Below are 18,103 nucleotides of genomic sequence, written 5' to 3' on the forward strand. Positions count from 1 at the left end.
CGCGGACAGGACGACCACCGAGCACATGAGCGATACGCCCCCGCCATCGCAGACCCCCAGCGCCGAAGAGCTGTTGCTCGAGCGCCGCCGCCGTCGCCGAGCCGCCGCCAAGCGCTGGGCCTGGCGCAGCAGCCTGGCCGCCGCGGCGCTGACCTTGTTGATCGCCTTCGCGGTGTACTGGCTGATCGCGACCATCGCCGGCCGCGATCTGCTGCTGTCGCAAATCGTCGCGCGCCTGCCGGCCGATTCCACGTTCACCTGGAAATCCGCCGAAGGCCCGCTGTCGGGCCCGCTGACCTTGCGCGGCGTGCGTTTCGCCTACAAGAACACCGTGTTCACCGCCGATCGCATCTATATCGATCCGGCGCTGCGCCCGCTGCTGGGCCGCAAGCTGCGGCTGGATGCGTTGCAGGTCGAAACCGCCACGCTGGACATCGAAAAAAGCGACGAGCCGTTCGAGTTGCCGCGTTGGCCCGAGGTGCTGCCGCAGATCGAACCGCCGCTGGCCTTGCAGGCCGACGATGTGCGCATCGACGGATTCAAGGTCAGTCGGGGCGGCGAGCATCTGATCGACGTGCGCCGCCTGCGCGCCGGCCTGGATGCGCAGTCGGGCAAGCTGCATGTCGAAAAACTCGACGCCGATACCGACCGCGGCCATTTCACCGTGCACGGCGGCTATGAGCCGCGCAAGGATTTCAAGACCGATCTGATCGCCACCGCGGTGCTGCCGAGCGCCGCCGGCCGCACGCCTCCGCGCTTGGGTTTGGTCGCGCGCGGCGATCTGGCGCGCATGGACGTGGCGGTGGCCGGCGCCGCGCCGGGACCGGTGCGGCTGACCCTGACCTTGCGCGGCAAGGACGATCCGAACTGGCAGCTGCACGCGCGCAGCGATGCGCTCGACATCGGTCTGCTGACTTCGCCCGACGCCAAGCCCAGCGACACACCGATGGCGCTGCGTTTCGACGCATCCGGCGTCGGCGGCAAGGCCGAGCTGAGCGGCGAATTCCGCCAGGGCGATCTGGCGATCAGCGTGTTGCCTTCCAAGATTTCGTTGAAGGAGCAGCTGCTCGACGTGCAGCCGCTGGCGCTGCAGTTGTTCGACGGCACCGCGACCTTGCGCGGCCATGCAGATTTCACCGATGCCGACAACGGCCAGTTCAAGTTCCAGGTCAACGCGCGTGGCCTGAGCTGGGGCGGCAAGGTCGCGCCGACCACGTTGAAGTCGATCGCCAAGCCTTCGCAGGCCGCGCAGACGCCGGACACGCCGGCGGTGACGCTGGAAAGCGCCGATCTGGGCTTTGCCGGCACGATCAAGGCCTGGGCGGCGATCGGCAACGCCCGGCTGGTACGCGACAAGCAGGCGGCCACCGTCGAGTTCGACGGACGCGGCGACGATCAGCGGATGAGCTTGAAGACGCTCAAGGCCAAGATGCCGACCGGCCTGCTCGACGGCAGCGGCGAAGTCGCCTGGGCGCCGAAACTGAGCTGGGATTTCAAGGCCGTTTTGTCGGGCTTCGACCCGGGTTACTTCGCGCCGCAGTTCAAGGGGGCGGTCGACGGCAAGCTCGCTTCCACCGGCGTCACCCGCGACGACGGCGGGCTGGACATCAAGGCCAGCGCCGAGCAGCTCGGCGGACGTTTGCGCGATCGCCCGCTCGGCGGGCGCGGCGATTTCCTCATGCGCGGCGCCGCGCCGGGCAAGACCGGCGATGCGTATGAAGGCGAAGTGGCGTTGACCCTCGGCGGCAGCCGCGTCGACGCCAAGGGCAAGTACGCGCAAGCTATCGATATCGATGCCAAGTTCGCGCCGCTGCAACTCAACGATTTGCTGCCGGGCACCGCGGGCAGCCTCAGCGGCACGGTGAAGCTGACCGGCGCGGCCGATGCGCCGAACATCGATGCCGATCTGAGCGGCAGCGGATTGAAGTACGGCGACTACCAGGCCGCCGGCTTCAGCGCCAAGGGCCGCTTGCCGTGGCGCGGCCGCGGCGGCCAGTTGGCGTTGCGCGCGAACGAACTCGACGCCGGCATCGCGCTGTCGTCGCTGAGCGTGGATGCGCAAGGCGCGGTAGAAGCCTTGCAACTGCAGTTGCAGGCGCGCAGCGAGGTGGCCAATCTCGATCTGTCCGGCAATGCGGAAAAACGCGGCGCGACGTGGCAAGGTGCGCTTGCGTCGCTGCATTTGGCGCCGAGCAAGGGCGCGTCGTGGCGATTGCAGCAGGCCGCGCAGTTCCGTTGGGACGGACGCAACGGCTCACTGACGAATGCTTGTTTGGCCTCCAGCGGCGGTGGTTCGCTGTGCGCGAGCGCGGATTGGCCGCGTCGCGGCGTCGATCTGAAAGGCCAGGGCTTGCCGCTGATGCTGGCGCAGGCGTACCTGCCCGAGCGCAGCGACAAGCGGCCGTGGATTCTGCGCGGCGAGATCGCGCTCGATGCCGAGCTGCGTCCGGTCGGCAACGGCTGGCGCGGTCAGTTCAACCTCGCTTCCAGCGGCGGCGGCCTGAAGTTCAGTGAGCGCGCACGGCGCGAATTGCTGCGCTACAACGAGCTCTCGCTCAAGGGCAGTTTCGATCCGAACAAGCTCAACGCCGAACTCAAGGCCGGCTTCAACGACGACGGCCGCATCGACGCCATCGTCAGCACCGGCTGGGACGCGTACGCGCCGCTGTCGGGCAACGTCGCGGTCAATACCGACGAGTTGACCTGGATCGAGTTGTTCTCGCCGGACATCGTCGAGCCCAAGGGCAAGCTGGAAGGCCGGATCAGCCTGGCCGGCACGCGTTCGCAGCCGCTGCTCGGCGGGCAGGCGCGCTTGTCGCAGTTCACCACCGAAGTGCCCTCGCTCGGCATCGTGTTGCAGGACGGCGACGTGCGTCTGGACGCGCAGCCCGACGGCAGCGCCCGCATCGCCGGCAGCGTGCGTTCGGGCGAAGGCACGCTCAACATCGACGGCACCCTGGGTTGGCAGGGCGACGACACGCCGCTGGTGCTGAACCTGCGCGGCAGTAACGTGCTGGCATCGGACACCCGCGATCTGCGCGCGATCGCCGATCCAGACCTGACCGTGCGTTACGCGGCCAAGCAGCCGTTGAACGTCACCGGCAAGGTCACCATTCCCTCGGCGCGCATCGACCTGGAACGCCTGGACCAGGGCGTGTCGGTGTCCGAGGACGTGGTCGTGCTCGATCCGGTCGATCCGGAAGACACCGGCGCCTCGCCGCTGGAGCTGGACCTGACCTTGATCGTCGGCGAGCAGGTCAAGCTCAACGGTTTCGGTCTGGACGGCAAGCTCGGCGGCCAGATGCGGGTGCGTTCCAAGCCCGGCCGCGAGATGACCGCCAACGGCGCGCTCAACATCGAAGGCCGCTACACCGCCTACGGCCAGAAGCTGCAGATCACTCGCGGCAATCTCAACTGGAACAACGGACCGGTGTCCGATCCGATCCTGGACGTGCGCGCCGAACGCGAAGTCGGCGCGGTCAAGGCCGGCGTCGACATCAGCGGACGGGTGAGCTCGCCGCAGGTCAACGTCTGGTCCGATCCGGCCAGTTCGCAATCCGAAGCCTTGGCGTATCTGGCCCTGGGCCGACCGTTGTCCTCGGCCAGCGGCGACGAGAACAAGCAGCTCAACGCCGCCAGCGCCGCGCTGTCGGCCGGCGGCGGCCTGCTGGCGTCGCAGCTCGGCGCCAAGATCGGCCTGGACGATGCGGGCGTGATGGAAAGTCGCGCGCTCGGCGGTTCGGTGCTCGGCGTCGGCAAGTACCTTTCGCCGCGCTTGTACGTCGGTTACGGCGTATCGCTGCTCGGCACCGGCCAGGTGCTGACGTTGAAGTATCTGCTGCGCAAGGGCTTCGATATCGAGATCGAATCGAGCACGCTGGAGAATCGCGCTTCGGTGAATTGGCGGAAGGAAAAGTAGGCCGCGCTCGGGTTGGCGTTGTGCTTTCTCGACGGCGCTCGCGCCGGGCATTGCGGTGCGGAACCGGGCCGGGTCGCGCCGGCGCTGCCGGAATGAGTCTTTCAGGGCCGTGAGTCAGATCTGTTCTCGATAAAAAATGCTGACGGCCCATCAGAGCAGTGAAAGAAGCGGCCACAGCTCGTGCGATTACCAACGAGGCCGCTGACGCGTCAGCTGAGCCTGAGGTTCACTCGCATGCGTCGCGTATCACCTGCACCTCGCGCTGCACTTCGCTGCCGTCGAGCCGCACTTCGGCGATCGTGCGCAGCAGTCCGTCGAGCGTCGCCCGCGATTGGCCGCGTTGCGTGCCCACGCAGCGCGCCTGCGCGGCGTAAGCCTGGGCGCGCCAGCCGATCTTGCGCAGGGCTTCGTCGGTGGTCGGCAGTTGCGCCAGCGAATCGAGTTGGGCGATGGCCGCGCTGTCGCCGCTCACGGCTTCGGCGCGGGCGAGGTCGAGTTCGGCGTAACGGGTGTTGGGATGGCGCGGCCCGTAGGCCTTGCGGGTGATCTGCAAGGCGCGTTGCAACCGCGGTAGCGCCAGTTCGGGTTCGCCCAGCGCCAGTTCCACGTCGCCGAGCAGGCGTTCGGTGTCGCCGACGCTGCCGTGGTCGGGGCCGAACCGCTTCAGGCGCAGATTGCGGGCGTGTTCCAGCAGACCGCGCGCTTCGCTGTCGCGGCCGGCTTCGTGCAGTACCTTGGATTGATCGAACAACAGCTCGGCCAGACGATCCGCGCGCGCGGTCGGGTCGGGGTTCTTGCGCGCGATGTCGACCGCGCGCTTGAACTCGCCGAGCGCCCGATCCTGGTCGCCGCGTTCCCAGGCGATCGTGCCGAGCGCGCTGCGCACGCCGGCCAGTTCCGGATGTTCCGGTCCCAGGCGTTGGGTCAGCAGGCCGCGGATCAGCTCGTACTCGCTCTGGGCCTGGACGAACTGGCCTTGATCCACGTGCAGCGCGGCCAGTTGCCGGCGTACCGCCAAGGTTGCCGGGTGCTGGGCGCCGTTGACTTCCAGCGCGATCGCCAGCGCGTCGCTGGCATCGCGTTCGGCATCGCCGAGCTGACCCAGTTCGCGGCGCAGCGCGGCCAGGTTGTAGCCGATCTCGACCTGCAGCGGATGGCGGTCGCCGACGCTTTGCTGCAGCCGGCGGCGCGCCTGTTCCAAACCCTGCAGCGCTTCGCGGCTTTGTCCGGCATCGGCCTGCAGGCCGGCCAGATCCATCAGGTTTTCGACTTCGCCCACGTCGGTGTTCTCGAGCATTTCGCGGCGGATCGCCAGCGACCGCTCGAACAGCTGCCGCGCGACCTGGCGTTCGCCGTTGCCGCGGCGGCAACGGCCGAGTTCGGAAAAGAATTCGCTCGATTGCAACGGCAATTGCGATTGCTCGCGTCGCGCCAGGTCCTGCGCGGGTTGCATCAGCACGGCGCAGTCGCGCGGCAGATTCAGCAGGCGCAGCACTTTGCCGCGCTGGGTCAGCGATTCCAGGCGCAGGCTGTCGGGGATGTCGTTGGCCGAGGCCATGATCGTGGTCTGGCGATCGAGCAGCGCGCGCGCTTCGTTGTAGTCGCCCAGGCTGGTGCGCAATCGCGCGATCACTCCGAACAATTCGGCGCGCGCACGCGGTTGCCGCGCGAGTTCGCGATTGCCGCGCGCCACCGACGCATCGAGCAGGCCGCGCAGATCCAGCGCCTCGCCTTCGGGCGTGCCGCGCGCGCTTTCGAACAGGCCGACCATGAAGTCCTGCATCGCCTGCGCGCGCGCGGCTTCGCCGACCGCTTCGCGCGCTTGCCAGGCGACGATGCCGAGCGCGGCGCTGAGCACCACCGCGACCAGCGCGGCGGTCGCCAGGGCCCAGCGATGACGGGCGACGTATTTGTTGAAGCGATAGCGCAGGCTCTGCGCGCGCGCCAGCACCGGCCGGCCGGCTTCGAAGCGCTGCAGATCCAGCGACAGCGCTTCCACCGAGGGATAACGTTGCTCGGGCCGCTTGGCCAGGGTCTTGAGAACGATGTTGTCCAGATCGCCGGCGAGTTGCCGGCCCAGTCGGCGCAGCGACACCGGGTCGATATCGTCGTCGCTGGCGTCGGCGTAACGCAGCACCGCTTGCGAAGGCCGCAACGGATCGGCGGCGAGAATCGCTTCTTCCCATTCCGCGTCGGTCTGACGCTTGAGCTTGTAGGGCTTGGCGTCGGTGAGCAGTTCGTACAGCACCACGCCGAGCGAATACACGTCGGTCATGGTGGTGACCGGCTCGCCGCGCACCTGCTCGGGCGCGGCGTAGTGCAAGGTGAACGCGCGCGCGCCGGTGCGGGTTTGATCGGGCAACGGCCCGTCGCCGCTGTCGAGCAGTTTGGCGATGCCGAAATCGAGCAGGCGCACGTCGCCGCCCGGGGTGACCATGATGTTGGACGGCTTGAGGTCGCGATGCACGATCAGGTTGGCGTGGGCGTGGCTGACCGCATCGCAGATCTGCTGGAACATGCGCAGACGCTTGTCCAGCGGCGTGCGTTGATTGCGGCAGTAGTCGGTGATCGGTTCGCCTTCGACGTATTCCAGCGCCAGATACGGCAGGCCGTCGCGGGTCACGCCCGCGTCGAGCAGGCGGGCGATGTGCGGATGGGCCAGGCGCGCGAGGATCTGCCGTTCGCGGGTGAAGCGGGTGCGCAGGTTGGTGTCGGCCAGGCCCGGCCGCAGCAGCTTCAGCGCGACCCGACGCTGGTACAACCCGTCGGCGCGCGAGGCCAGCCAGACCTGGCCCATGCCGCCTTCGCCGAGCAGGCTTTCCAGGCGGTAGGAACCCACTTCCACGCCCGGTCGCATGCCGCTGACCTGCGGCGCGACCAGCGGCTCGGACAGGAAATCTTCATGGCCTTCTTCCAGCGCGATCAGGCCGGCCAGATCGTCGGCCAGTCGCGGATCGTCGGCGCGCAATTCGCGCAGGCGTTCGGCGCGGGCGTCGGGATCCAGCTCGAGCAGCGCGTCGAGCAGCGGAGACAGGCGTTGCCAACGCTCGGCATCCATGCGCGATCAGGCCGGCCGCGACGCCGCGACGGCGCGGGCGGTGCAGGCGGTGCACACGGGTTTGGCGTTGAATGCGGATACGGCGTTGACGGTCATGACGGTGCGCACTTCCTTGCAGGCGCGCTGCGCGCGAGCGGCCGGCGACGCGGTCGCCGTCAGCGGTTGGGCTCGTCCTGCAGCGAGGCCAACAGGAACAGCCGCGCCTTCTGCCAGTCGCGGCGGATGCTGCGCTCGGAACGCTGCAGCAGCGCCGCGATTTCCAGCTCGGACAGGCCGGCGAAATAACGCAGTTCCACCACCTGCGCCAGGCGCTGGTCGACCGCGGCCAGCTTGGTCAGCGCGGTGTCCAGGCCGAGGGTGTCTTCGTCCAGGCGCAGGCCGCCTTCGACGTCTTCGGGCAGCTCGGTGACGCGGTGCAGATCGCCGCCGCGCTTCTGCGCCATGCGCTGACGCGCGTAGTCCACCACCACGCTGCGCATGGCCGAGGCGGCGTAAGCGAAGAAGTGGGCGCGATCGTCGAACTGGGCTTCGCGGCGACCGACCAGCTTCAGATAGGCCTCGTGCACCAGCGCGGTCGCGTCCAGGGTCTGACCGTGCTGGCCGGCGAGCTGGCGCCGGGCCATGGTGTGCAACTCCTGGTACAGGGTCGCCAGCACGCGATCGAGCGCACCGCGGTCGCCCTCGCGGGCGGCATCCAGCAGGATGGTGATGTCTGCGCTATCGGTCATATACCCCTCGACTGGACGCGACTATAGCGCGTTCATCTTCCGTTGGTAGCGGCACGGGTGGCATCAATCCTGCTTGCCGCAGCACGATGGCGTCCACTTGAATGATGGCCGAAATGCGTACGAATCGCCCCGCCGGATGAACGCGCGGGGTGCGCGCCGGATAACAGGCGCCATCAGGGACCGATGGACGGCGGCCGTTCGACCGTCCATCGGGGATGGCGCCGGCCGTCCGGCTCAGCGCTGGCAGTGTCCGCACCACACCGTGGTGCGCTGGCCGATGCTGGCCTGCTTGAGCGGCCGGCCGCAGCGCGGGCAGGGTTCGCCGCCGCGACCGTAGGCCGACAGTTCCTGCTCGAAATAGCCCGGCGCGCCGTCGGGACTGATGAAGTCGCGCAAAGTGGTGCCGCCGCGCTGGATCGCGTAGCTCAGGATGGTCTTGATCGATCCGGCCAGCTCGCCGTAGCGCTCGCGCGAGACCTTGCCGGCCGCGCGCAGCGGCGAGACGCCGGCGGCGAACAGGGCTTCGGCGGCGTAGATGTTGCCGACGCCGACCACCACCTTCTGGTCCATCAGAAAGGTCTTCACCGGCGCCTTGCGGCCGCGGCTGAGGTCGAACAGGTAGTCGCCGTCGAATTCGTCCGACAGCGGCTCCGGGCCCAGATCGCGCAACAGTTCGTGGGTTTCCCCGGGCGGTTGCCAGAGCAGGCAGCCGAAGCGGCGCGGGTCGTTGAAGCGCAGCACCCGATCGCTGTCGAGCAGCAGATCGACGTGGTCGTGATCGCGCACCGGCGTATCGGCGGGCAGCACCCGCAGGCTGCCGGACATGCCCAGATGCAGTAGCGCGCTGCCGGCGGCGGTGTCCAGCAGCAGGTACTTGGCGCGGCGGCGCACCGCGTCGATGCGCTGGCCGGGCAGGGTGTCTTCGATCTGCAGCGGGATCGGCCAGCGCAGGTTGGGCCGGCGCAGGATCGCGGTCACCACGTGGCGGCCTTCCAGGTGCGGCGCCAGGCCGCGCCGGGTGGTTTCGACTTCAGGTAATTCAGGCATGGCTCCAGCGTACTATCCCGGTCAAGCCGGTGCCGACACGTACCGGTCGCGACGTATGGAGTCCGCCATGTTGCAGGCGAGTGCATCGGAGGAAACCGCCGCCGGGCTCAAGTCCGGCGCGCCGCGCGGCGCCGGTTCCTCATCCGATTCAGTCGACGATTCGGCGACCGCCGGGGAGCGCCCGCCGGGTCTGCGCCTGCGCGCTTTCGCATCGCGAGAGCTCGATGCGGCCCTGGACGAGCTGGGCTGGCGCGGCAACCGCATCCACGCCGGCGTGCATCTGGCGCGCAAGAGTCTGCGCCGGGCGCGCGCGACCCTGGCTCTGGGCGGCGCGGCGCTGGGCCCCGGCGCGGCGCTGGTCGATCGCGAACTGCGCCAGCTCAACCGCGATCTGTCGACCCTGCGCGACGCGCACGCGCTGGTGGAAACCCTCGACCGCCTGCTGCGCGGTCACACCGACCCCGAGATCCGTCCGCTGCTGATGCGGGCCCGTCGCCGCGCCGCGGCCGCGCGTGCGCAGGCGGCCCGGCAGGCCCGGGCCGAGGATCCGGACCTGGGCGCGCGGCGTTCCATGCTGAAGGTGCTGCGCGCGGCTCTGCGCGCCCTGCCCTGGGCGGAGTTGCAGTCCGAACACTGGCGTGCGGCGGTGGCCGCCAGCCTGGACCGGGTCGCCCAGACCGGCGCCCGCGCCCGCCGCAGCGGCCTGGACGAGGACTGGCACGACTGGCGCCGCCGCGCCCGCCGGCTTTCGCAACAGCAGCGCGCGCTCAAGGTGGCCAAGCTCGGCCGCGACGCGCCGAAGTTCGACAAGCACCAGATCGAGCGCCTGGGCGAGGCCCAGGACCTGAACCTGCTGCTGGACCACTGCGGCAAGCGCTCGGTATTCGGCAAGGTCGACCGGACCGCGCTGCGGCGATTCGCCGAGGCCGAATTGGCCGGGCAGCGCGAGCGCATCGCCGGTGGCGCGGAGATCGCGGGCGGCTGACCCGGGTGGTGCGCGAGCCGAGACCCGAGACCTTTCGAGGTCTCGTGGGAGGGGCTTCAGCCCCGACGCTCTTCGCCCCGGGAGGCGATTGCTTGGCCAGACCGGAAAGCGTCGGGGCTGAAGCCCCCTCCCACAAAAGACTTCCGGCCTGCGATCGGCGCTCCGGGGCTCAAGCCCCTTCTTTCGGCCTGCGATCAGCGCCTGCCAAGCCATGCCAATCACCTGAACCACTCAGTCCTGCCCGTTTTCCCGCGTCTTGCCCGTTGGAATTTACGACCCCATCACAGGCCCGCATGCCGTACAGGCGCGAACGGTCATTTGAAAGTGGCATCATCCGATATACAACTGTCCTTTAATTGGCCTAAGGCCGACTCACCCGGCTGTCGCCACAGCCACCGCCGCTTCCGGAGTTTGCAATGCCCGCGTCCCTGATCGATTTTCTTGCCGGCGGACTGGCCCAGGCCAGTTTCTGGGAGCTTGTCGTTTACTTCCTGGTGGTGACCCAGCTCACCATCATGTCGGTGACCTTGTACCTGCACCGCTCGATGGCGCACCGCTCGGTCGATTTCCATCCCGCGCTGGCCCATTGCTTCCGTTTCTGGACCTGGCTGACCACCTCGATGATCACCAAGGAGTGGGCGGCGATCCATCGCAAGCACCACGCCAAGTGCGAGACCGAGGAAGACCCGCACAGCCCGCAGTTCAAGGGCATCGACACGGTGATGTGGCGCGGCGTGGAGCTGTACCGCGAAGCGCGCGCCGAGCGCGACGACATCGAGAAGTACGGCAAGGGCTGCCCGGACGACTGGATCGAACGCAAGCTCTACACCCCGCACGCGACCATGGGCCCGACCGTGCTGCTGGTGCTGAGCTTCGTCTTGTTCGGCGCGGCCGGCGTGGCGGTGTGGGCGCTGCAGATGGTGTGGATCCCGTTCTGGGCTGCCGGCGTGGTCAACGGCCTGGGCCACTGGTGGGGCTATCGCAATTTCGAAACCACCGACACCGCGACCAACCTGACCCCGTGGGGCTTCTGGATCGGCGGCGAAGAACTGCACAACAATCACCACGCGTTTCCGAGTTCGGCCAAGTTCGCCCTGCGCAAGTGGGAGTTCGACATCGGCTGGACCGTGATCCGCGGCCTGAGCGTGCTGCGCCTGGCCAAGGTGCTGCGGGTGGCGCCGTCGCTGGACGTGCGCCCGAACATCGCCATGCCCGACAGCGAAACGCTCAAGGCGTTGTTGGCGATCCGCTTCCAGGCCATGACCGACTACTACCGCAATGTCACCCTGCCGGCGCTGCGCGAGGAAGCCGGCCATGCCGGCGACCGCATGCGCTCGCTGCCGCGGCGCCTGCGCAAGGGCCTGGCCGACGGCGGCCGCTGGCTCGACGACGGCGCGCGCACGCGCCTGCAGAACTGGGTCGACGAGCGTCCGCGCATGGCCACCCTGGCCGACTTCCGCCAGCGTCTGGCGCAGGTGCTCGACGACCGCTCGCACGATGCCCAGGCCACCCTGCAACGGCTGCACGCCTGGTGCGTGGAAGCCGAGGCCAGCGGCATCCATGCGCTGCAGGCGTTCTCGGCGCGACTGAAAGGCTACGCCCTGGCGCCGGCGCGCTACTGAGCCGCCGGGTCCGCCGGCCCGCGAAAACCCGCGCAGCGATGCGCGGTTTTTTTTCTGGGGCCGGCGCCCGTGCCGGACGAAAAACCAGACGTCCGTTCCAGATCGGTGCCTGTGCGCAAGCGCACAGTACGTGGTCGGGTCGGTTGGCCCGACGCAACCCGCCACCCGGCGATGCGTCCGCGCATCGCGGCGCTCGCCGGTTTTCGCACATCAAGGAGATTGCGATGAAGATGTTCAGGATGAAGCGTTACAACGCAATGGTTTTCGCCGCGGTGTTCGCCGCCGCGGCCGGCTTCGGTATCGCCCACGCCGACAACGGCGCCGGCGTCGCGTGCCAGCCCTGGCCGGGCTGCGACTTCGGCGGCGGCTGGGTGTTCTGCTGCGTACCGGAGTGAGTGCCCGGGCAAGCGACCTGTAAGGAACACGGCCGGTGCAAGGCCGGTCATCGTCGATCCAAGGAGAGCTCACGATGAAGTCGCAGTCCCATCGCCGTATCAAGCAACTGTTGTTCCTCGCGCTGTTCGCCGCGGGCCTGGGCTTCGGCGCGGCCCAGGCCGATCGCCAATACGCCGAGGGCTGCGCGCCCAAGGCCGGCTGTCAGTTCGGCGGTAGCCGTCTGGCGTGCTGCGTGGACGACCGCTGATCGCAGTACCGCCGCGCGGCCCGCTCGGGCCGCGCGGCATTTCGGCGCGAGGGTCGCGACCGGGTTCGGATAAAGCCTCTTGCCCGCGCGTCGCCGCCGCGTCAGGCTGCGCCATCCCCCGCCGCCGATCCGCCATGCGCCAGGTACCGATTGCGTTCGCGTTCTGCCTTTGCCTGTCGTGCCCCGCGATCGCGGCCGCGCAGGCGGTGACGTCCACCGGCGACTATCTCTCGCGCATGGACACCGACGGCGACGGCAAGATCGCGCTGGGCGAGTACCAGGATTGGTTGAGCTACGCCTTCGATGCGATGGACGCCAACCGCGACGGCGTGCTCGACGCGCAGGAACAGCCGGCCCGTGGGCGCGGCGCGAGCGCGGCATTGACTCGGGAGCAGCACCGGCAGACCTTGGCCGAGCGTTTTCGCAAGCAGGATCGCAACCACGACGGTTGGCTCGACGCGCGCGAACTGGCCTCGCCGCCGCAGTAATGCCGCGCACGCGGCTTCGGCGACGGCGTGCGACACGCCGATGACAAGCCCAGCACCAACCGATTCTCCGCCGCACGTCGCAATGCCTGGATCGCGCAATTGCCGCATCCGCGCGCCGGGTGTCTACTAGCCGGCTATGGAATACGCACTGCCTCAGGGCGAGCTGGACAGTCTGTTCGCAGGCCCGCAATCGATCACCGGCGAACAACGCCGCGAACTCGTCGACGAGGTGGTCGAACAATTGCGCCAACGTCACGGCGAGCGCCTGCTCGCGGTGGCCTTGTACGGCTCGACCGCGCGCGACACCGACGGCCCGTATTCGGACATCGAACTGTGGGCGGTGCTCGACGACGGCGCCTTCGGCGAGGACTTCGATCTGTCCCTGGAGTGGGTGCACGGCCGCGGCAAGGCCGAGGTCAATCTGATGTCGCGCACCGCGGTGGAAGCGTTGGCGCGCGAGGTCGACGAGCACTGGGCGGTCAGTCACGGCCAGTTCGTGCATGCGCGCGCGCTGTGGATCGCGCCGGACCACGGCACCTTGGTCGAAACGCTGCGCTCGCTGGCCGCGCATCCCGACGATGCGCAAGTGGATCGGGCGATGGCCGAGGTGGTGGTCGGCGAGTTGTACGAATTGCTCGGCAAGCTGCGCAATCGTTATGCGCGCAAACCCTTGGCCTTGCTGGTCGGCGAGTTCGCCCGGTATCTGGCTTGCCTGGTCGGCCTGGCCGAACGCCATGTGTTCGTATCGGCCGGCACGATGTTCGATGAAGCCGCCGACCTGCCCGCGCCGGACGGCTCGGCGGCGCTGTTCAAGCTCGTCGCGCACGGCGATCTGAGCGACGAAATGGCGGCGACCGCGGCGGTGGAGCGGGTCTGGGCAGGCCTGCAGGCCTGGGCCGGCGAAGTCGCGCTGGATCCGGCGCTGCTGCTGCGCTGCGTGGCGGGACAGCGCTGAGATTCGGCTGCCGCAGGTTCGGCAGCGACTCCGGTGCCCGCTTTCACAGGCGCCCATCGGCAAAGGCAACCGTACCAAAAGGCACTGGATTCCCGGGTTTGCGACGATAACGATGGTGGGACCGGCGGCGCGGTCCGGTTTCCGCGGCCGGCCGCGTTGCGCGTAGTGACCGTCTTCCTCCGAGCCCGCTCATGCCGATGTTGCTCCATCCGTGGCTATACGAAGCCCGTCTTGCCGTCGTGCGCGGCGGCGATTGGCGTGGATGGCGGTTGCGCGCGTTGGCGCTGGCTTCGTGCATCGCCGTGCCGGTCGGCTTGCGGCTGTGGAGCGAGGAGACCGCGGCCTTGCCGGCGGCGCTGCCGCGGTTGATCGCGCAATTGCCGCTGCCGTTCGGTCTGCTTGCGATCGCCTTCGCCTATGCGCTGGCGCGCGGGCGCTTGATCGCGCTCGACGACACGCTGCGCCATGGCTGGTGGGCGGCCGCGCCGATCGAGCCGGCGCGCGCCACGCGCACGCTGATCTTGCTGGCGCTGGTCGCCGGCCTGGCGGCGATGGCGATCGTGGCGCTGGTGTTGGCCGCGTTCGGCGGCGGCGGCGAGGTCTGGCGCGGCGCCTGCGCGATCGTGGAGACGGGCGTGGCGGTGGGCACCGGGCTGGGACTGATCTCGGCCTTGCGCCATCGCCGTCATCCGGCGCGGCGCACCCGCGAAGGCGCGCGCCAGCCGTTGTTCGGCCTGCGTTGGCTCGACGACGCGCGGCTGCCGCATCTGAGCGATTGGCAACGCCGCGAAGCCCTGCTGCGCTGGCGCCGCGGCGGCCACGCCTGGATGATCGGCGCGGTGCTGCTGGCCCTGCCCAGTTCCACCGCCGCGGCCAGCGGCGCGGGCGTGTTGCTGATCGCGATCGCGCTGGCCTGGTTCAGCCTGGTGGTGCAGTCCTGCGCCGCCGCGACCGTCGATGCGGAGAGCTTGCTGACCAGCGCGCCGCGCGAGCCGCATGCGCTGGCGCGCGCGGCCTGGCGCTATCCGGCGTTCGCGTTCGCCTGCACGACGGCGTTCGCTGCCGCCGGCAGCGCGCTGTTGTCGCTGAGCTGGCGCGCCGCGCCGGTGTTGCTGGCGATTCTGACCGTGCTGTGCCTGCCGGCGCTGTCCGCGCTGCGCTTCCTCCACCGATCGGCGCCGCGATGAACTTCGTTCTCGAACTGCAACAACTGCAGCATCGCTACGACGAGCACGCCGTGCTGCACGGCATCGATCTGGGGCTGCCGGCCGGCGAATTCGCCGCGTTGATCGGCCCCAACGGTTCGGGCAAGACCACCTTGCTGCATTGCCTGGCCGGCATTCAGCGGCCCGGCGGCGGGCGGGTGTTGATCGGCGGCCACGACATCGTGCGCGCGCCGTTGCCGGCCAAGCGTTTGCTCGGATTCGCGGTCGATCCGGCGCGCCTGCCGCCGCTGCTCAGCGGCCGCGAGTGTCTGCGCCTGTTCGCCGGCGCGCGCGGCCTGAGCGAAATTCCCGCGGCCACTCTGGCATTGGCGGACACCTTGTCGTTGATGCCGATGCTGGATCGCCGAATCGGCCAATACTCGCTGGGCACGCGACAGAAACTGGCGATCGCGCTGGGCCTGCTCGGCGAGCCGCCGCTGCTGGTGCTGGACGAGCCGCTCAACGGTCTGGATCCGCTCAGCGCCTACGCGCTCAAGCGCCACCTGCAACAGCTCGCGCGCGAACGCGGCACCACCGTGCTGTTGGCGACCCATTCGCTCGACGTGGCCGAACGATTCATCACCCGCGCCGTGCTGCTGATGGACGGCCGCCTGCGTCGCCAGTGGCGGGCCGACGAACTCGACGCGATCCGCGCCGATCCGCGGCGATCGTTGGAGCAGTCGATGGTCGAGGCGTTGGCCGATCCCGAGTCGTCGCTTTGACCGAAGTCCGACGGTAGGAGCGGCGCAAGCCGCGAACGCGAACCGTGGCTTACGTCGAATCTGCGATGTCGCGGTCGCGGCTTGCGCCGCTCCTACAGGGGTGGCATTAATCCGCGAACGACGGGGCGATGAATTCGATGCGATTCGCGCCGATCCGCAGTGACGGCCCCCAGGCTGCCGCGATGATCGAAGTCCGACGGTAGGAGCGGCGCAAGCCGCGAACGCGGACTGGCTGTTTGCGTCGCAAGCCAGATGTCGCGGTCGCGGCTTGCGCCGCTCCTACGGCCGGTGGCGTCGGTCCAGCTCAGGGCGATGGGCCGAAAGCGCGTTCGAGCTCCGCGCGCCGTTGTTGCAATCCGGCGTAATGACGTCGTGCGCGCAGTTGCAAGGCTGCGGCCACGCCGGTCATGCCCAGGCCGATCAGGCCGGCGAACCAGCCCGCGCTCAGGCCGCCCAGCATCGCCAGAGCGAACGCGCCCAGGCTGTAGAGCGCGCAGAACGCGGAGGCCATGCGCGCGGCGATCAGGCGGTGGCGCGCGTACAGCACGCGCCGGTGGCGCAGCGCCCACAGCGCATAGACGCACCACGACAGATTGATCGCCAGCAACAACGCGAACCCCGCCTGGGTGCGCGCGGCCAGCGCCGGTTCGGTCAGCCACAACGCAGCCAATGCGGCGCTGGCCGCGGCGGCGAGCAGCAACAGGCCGACATGGGCGCCGCGCGCGGCGGGACTGAGTTCGCGTTCGAGCAGTTCGCGCAGGGCCGGCGGCAATGCTGCGTCGGTGTGCGCCGGGGCATCAGTGTTCATCGCGAGCTTCCCTCGGTGTCGAATTGATGGCGCAGCCGTCCGCGCGCGCGGTGCAGCCGCGATTTGACCGTGCCCAGCGGCCGCTCCAGCACTTGCGCGATCTCGTCCAGGGCCAGGCCCTGCAGGTAGTGCAGGCTCAGTACTTCGCGCTCCATCGCAGGCAACCGGTGCAACCCGCGTTGCAGCAGCTCCAGGTCCATCGTCTGCTCCGGCGCGGGGTCTTCTCCGGAGATGGAATCGAGTTCGTGCTCGTGCGCGGGTTCGGCGTAACGCCCACGCAAGCGGTCCATCGCCGCGCGCCGGGCGATGCCGAACAGCCAGGCGCGCAAGCGCGCGGCATCGCGCAATCCGGGCATGCCGCGCAGCACCCGCAACCAGGTGTCCTGGGCGATCTCGTCGGCGAGTTCGTCCTCGCCGCACAAGCGCCGCGCATAGCCGCGGATCGGTCCGTGCCAGCGCCGGACCAGCGCGTCGAACGCCTCGCGCTCGCCGAGTTGGCAGCGCACCGCCAGCCACTCGTCGTAGCGGGGATCGTCGTGGTCGGCGGCGGCAGCGGGCTGATTCAAAGCGCGATTCCGATGGGGTTCGATCCTGTAGTCGCGATCCGGCGGAAAAGGTTCGCGCCACCCGCGGCGGCGGGCCGGCGGCTCCGGCAACTGCTACCATGCGCCCGTTCGCAGAAGAGTGGCGCCGGCCCATGGCCGCTGCCCGCCGAAGGCGCAGGCTCCCATAATCGCTCAGGCTCGGCCGTCAGGCCGGAACACTGCAACGACATCGCCGATCTGGAGAGAGGCCGCCATGCGGCCCACCGAAGGGGCAAGCGGTCGCCGGCGCGAGCGTCGGGCCGCCCAAACTCTCAGGTAAAAGGACAGCGGGAGCGGCGCCGCGGCTCAGGCCTCGGAGACGACAGCGCATTCGCGCGACGCGCGACGCGCGGCCCGTGCCGCGGGTACGCTCGCCCGCGATGGCCTTCGCCGCCTTCGCCGTCCGTCTTCGCTGCCGTCGCCGCGGTTTCCCGCCTGGATCCGACGGAGTCTCTCGCCGTGCTACTGCAAATCATCTACCTCATCGCCATCAGCGCCGAAGCCATGACCGGCGCGTTGTCCGCCGGCCGCCGGCGCATGGATCTGTTCGGCGTGGTCATCATCGCCAGCGTGACCGCGCTGGGCGGCGGTTCGTTGCGCGATATCGTGCTCGGCCATTACCCGCTGGGTTGGGTGCGCCATCCCGAGTATCTGGGCTACACCATCGGCGCGGCGATCGCGGCGACCTTCCTGGCCAAGAAGCTGCACTATCTGCGCCGTACTTTCCTGTGGCTGGATGCGCTGGGCCTGATCGCCTTCACCCTGATCGGCTGCGCGGTCGCGCGCGAAGGCGGGCATCAGCCGGCGATCGTGGTGATCGCCGGCATGCTCACCGGCGCCTTCGGCGGCGTGCTGCGCGATGTGCTGTGCAACGAGATTCCGCTGGTGTTCCAGCGCGAGTTGTATGCGGTGATTTCGCTGTTGACCGGCGTGGCGTATCTGGCGCTGCTGTATCTGGGCGTGGCCGAAAACACCGCGGTGCTGATCTGCCTGGGTGCGGGCTTCGCACTGCGCTTGCTGGCGATTCGCTACGAGTGGGAGATGCCGAAGTTCGTCTATCAGTGAATGACCGCTTCGATGCGTCGCGACGGAGTTCTTTGCAGGAAGCGTTTCAGGTCCGGCGCTCTTCGGTCAGTCCGCGGCGGATGCGGCAGTCGGGCCTGAAGGCCCTCCCACAAAAGACTTCGGGCTTTTGTAGGAAGATCGACAGGTCCGAGGCTCTTCGGTCAGTTTGCAGCGGGTCCGCAGTACCGGCCGCGGGCCGTGCGGCAGATGCGCGGCGCACACGGCGCAGGCGCGGACCCGCGTCAGCAGGGTGGCAGCGATTCCATCGGCGGAT

Annotated in this window: 15 protein-coding genes and 1 riboswitch; of the genes, 10 read left to right on the forward strand and 5 right to left on the reverse strand. The window is 69.0% G+C overall.

Features of this window, described 5'->3' with window-relative positions; translation table 11 throughout:
• The first annotated feature begins 25 nt into the window (after positions 1–25).
• Positions 26–3,919, forward strand: coding sequence for a translocation/assembly module TamB domain-containing protein (locus ACTOWJ_RS08725; protein WP_441334210.1), 3,894 nt, complete (start codon positions 26–28; stop codon positions 3,917–3,919).
• A 226-nt stretch (positions 3,920–4,145) separates the two neighbouring features.
• On the opposite strand, the gene ACTOWJ_RS08730 is transcribed toward ACTOWJ_RS08725, so the two are convergent.
• The 3 genes from ACTOWJ_RS08730 to mutM form a co-directional block, all read right to left on the reverse strand.
• Positions 4,146–6,977, reverse strand: a complete 2,832-nt coding sequence (locus ACTOWJ_RS08730) for a protein kinase domain-containing protein (RefSeq protein WP_441334211.1) — start codon at positions 6,975–6,977, stop codon at positions 4,146–4,148.
• A 155-nt stretch (positions 6,978–7,132) separates the two neighbouring features.
• Positions 7,133–7,705 carry an ECF-type sigma factor gene (locus tag ACTOWJ_RS08735; RefSeq protein WP_441334212.1) on the reverse strand — a complete coding sequence of 191 codons (573 nt, stop codon included), beginning with the start codon at positions 7,703–7,705 and terminating at the stop codon, positions 7,133–7,135.
• A 234-nt stretch (positions 7,706–7,939) separates the two neighbouring features.
• Positions 7,940–8,752, reverse strand: a complete 813-nt coding sequence (gene mutM / locus ACTOWJ_RS08740; protein WP_441334213.1) for a bifunctional DNA-formamidopyrimidine glycosylase/DNA-(apurinic or apyrimidinic site) lyase — start codon at positions 8,750–8,752, stop codon at positions 7,940–7,942.
• A 67-nt stretch (positions 8,753–8,819) separates the two neighbouring features.
• Between mutM and ACTOWJ_RS08745 the strand changes: the two genes are divergently transcribed.
• From ACTOWJ_RS08745 to ACTOWJ_RS08780, 8 genes are all read left to right on the forward strand, one after another.
• Entirely contained in the window at positions 8,820–9,737 is a 918-nt protein-coding gene (locus ACTOWJ_RS08745; protein WP_441334214.1) for a CHAD domain-containing protein, read from the forward strand.
• A 416-nt stretch (positions 9,738–10,153) separates the two neighbouring features.
• Positions 10,154–11,359: a DesA family fatty acid desaturase gene (locus tag ACTOWJ_RS08750; RefSeq protein WP_441334215.1), complete on the forward strand. Its 1,206-nt coding sequence runs from the start codon at positions 10,154–10,156 to the stop codon at positions 11,357–11,359.
• A 224-nt stretch (positions 11,360–11,583) separates the two neighbouring features.
• Entirely contained in the window at positions 11,584–11,754 is a 171-nt protein-coding gene (locus ACTOWJ_RS08755; RefSeq protein WP_441334216.1) for a hypothetical protein, read from the forward strand.
• A gap of 74 nt (positions 11,755–11,828) precedes the next feature.
• Positions 11,829–12,002, forward strand: coding sequence for a hypothetical protein (locus ACTOWJ_RS08760; protein WP_441334217.1), 174 nt, complete (start codon positions 11,829–11,831; stop codon positions 12,000–12,002).
• A gap of 134 nt (positions 12,003–12,136) precedes the next feature.
• Entirely contained in the window at positions 12,137–12,490 is a 354-nt protein-coding gene (locus ACTOWJ_RS08765; protein WP_441334218.1) for a hypothetical protein, read from the forward strand.
• Between the two features lie 136 nt (positions 12,491–12,626).
• Positions 12,627–13,445, forward strand: a complete 819-nt coding sequence (locus ACTOWJ_RS08770) for a kanamycin nucleotidyltransferase C-terminal domain-containing protein (protein ID WP_441334219.1) — start codon at positions 12,627–12,629, stop codon at positions 13,443–13,445.
• A gap of 191 nt (positions 13,446–13,636) precedes the next feature.
• Positions 13,637–14,632 carry a hypothetical protein gene (locus tag ACTOWJ_RS08775; protein ID WP_441334220.1) on the forward strand — a complete coding sequence of 332 codons (996 nt, stop codon included), beginning with the start codon at positions 13,637–13,639 and terminating at the stop codon, positions 14,630–14,632.
• Positions 14,629–15,372 carry an ABC transporter ATP-binding protein gene (locus ACTOWJ_RS08780; protein WP_441334221.1) on the forward strand — a complete coding sequence of 248 codons (744 nt, stop codon included), beginning with the start codon at positions 14,629–14,631 and terminating at the stop codon, positions 15,370–15,372. Before ACTOWJ_RS08775 ends, ACTOWJ_RS08780 begins: the two co-directional genes overlap by 4 nt.
• Before the next feature lie 304 nt (positions 15,373–15,676).
• Here ACTOWJ_RS08780 and ACTOWJ_RS08785 read toward each other — a convergent pair whose 3' ends face one another.
• Positions 15,677–16,180 carry a hypothetical protein gene (locus tag ACTOWJ_RS08785; RefSeq protein WP_441334222.1) on the reverse strand — a complete coding sequence of 168 codons (504 nt, stop codon included), beginning with the start codon at positions 16,178–16,180 and terminating at the stop codon, positions 15,677–15,679.
• A complete protein-coding gene (locus ACTOWJ_RS08790; RefSeq protein WP_441334223.1) occupies positions 16,177–16,746 on the reverse strand; it encodes an RNA polymerase sigma factor in 570 nt (189 codons plus the stop codon). Before ACTOWJ_RS08790 ends, ACTOWJ_RS08785 begins: the two co-directional genes overlap by 4 nt.
• Positions 16,747–16,952: 206 nt before the next feature.
• Positions 16,953–17,060, forward strand: a riboswitch (glycine riboswitch).
• A gap of 163 nt (positions 17,061–17,223) precedes the next feature.
• Here ACTOWJ_RS08790 and ACTOWJ_RS08795 point away from each other — a divergent pair.
• Positions 17,224–17,829 carry a trimeric intracellular cation channel family protein gene (locus tag ACTOWJ_RS08795; protein WP_441334224.1) on the forward strand — a complete coding sequence of 202 codons (606 nt, stop codon included), beginning with the start codon at positions 17,224–17,226 and terminating at the stop codon, positions 17,827–17,829.
• The last annotated feature ends 274 nt before the right edge of the window (positions 17,830–18,103 follow it).

Source organism: Lysobacter sp. CA199 (assembly GCF_052078715.1).
Classification (GTDB): Bacteria; Pseudomonadota; Gammaproteobacteria; order Xanthomonadales; family Xanthomonadaceae; genus Lysobacter.

Excerpts from the sequence above, each read along its gene's own strand:
- ACTOWJ_RS08725 (WP_441334210.1), top strand. The coding sequence starts at position 26 with ATGAGCGATACGCCCCCGCCATCGCAGACCCCCAGCGCCGAAGAGCTG.
- ACTOWJ_RS08730 (WP_441334211.1), bottom strand. The coding sequence starts at position 6,977 with ATGGATGCCGAGCGTTGGCAACGCCTGTCTCCGCTGCTCGACGCGCTG.
- ACTOWJ_RS08735 (WP_441334212.1), bottom strand. The coding sequence starts at position 7,705 with ATGACCGATAGCGCAGACATCACCATCCTGCTGGATGCCGCCCGCGAG.
- mutM (WP_441334213.1), bottom strand. The coding sequence starts at position 8,752 with ATGCCTGAATTACCTGAAGTCGAAACCACCCGGCGCGGCCTGGCGCCG.
- ACTOWJ_RS08745 (WP_441334214.1), top strand. The coding sequence starts at position 8,820 with ATGTTGCAGGCGAGTGCATCGGAGGAAACCGCCGCCGGGCTCAAGTCC.
- ACTOWJ_RS08750 (WP_441334215.1), top strand. The coding sequence starts at position 10,154 with ATGCCCGCGTCCCTGATCGATTTTCTTGCCGGCGGACTGGCCCAGGCC.
- ACTOWJ_RS08755 (WP_441334216.1), top strand. The coding sequence starts at position 11,584 with ATGAAGATGTTCAGGATGAAGCGTTACAACGCAATGGTTTTCGCCGCG.
- ACTOWJ_RS08760 (WP_441334217.1), top strand. The coding sequence starts at position 11,829 with ATGAAGTCGCAGTCCCATCGCCGTATCAAGCAACTGTTGTTCCTCGCG.
- ACTOWJ_RS08765 (WP_441334218.1), top strand. The coding sequence starts at position 12,137 with ATGCGCCAGGTACCGATTGCGTTCGCGTTCTGCCTTTGCCTGTCGTGC.
- ACTOWJ_RS08770 (WP_441334219.1), top strand. The coding sequence starts at position 12,627 with ATGGAATACGCACTGCCTCAGGGCGAGCTGGACAGTCTGTTCGCAGGC.
- ACTOWJ_RS08775 (WP_441334220.1), top strand. The coding sequence starts at position 13,637 with ATGCCGATGTTGCTCCATCCGTGGCTATACGAAGCCCGTCTTGCCGTC.
- ACTOWJ_RS08780 (WP_441334221.1), top strand. The coding sequence starts at position 14,629 with ATGAACTTCGTTCTCGAACTGCAACAACTGCAGCATCGCTACGACGAG.
- ACTOWJ_RS08785 (WP_441334222.1), bottom strand. The coding sequence starts at position 16,180 with ATGAACACTGATGCCCCGGCGCACACCGACGCAGCATTGCCGCCGGCC.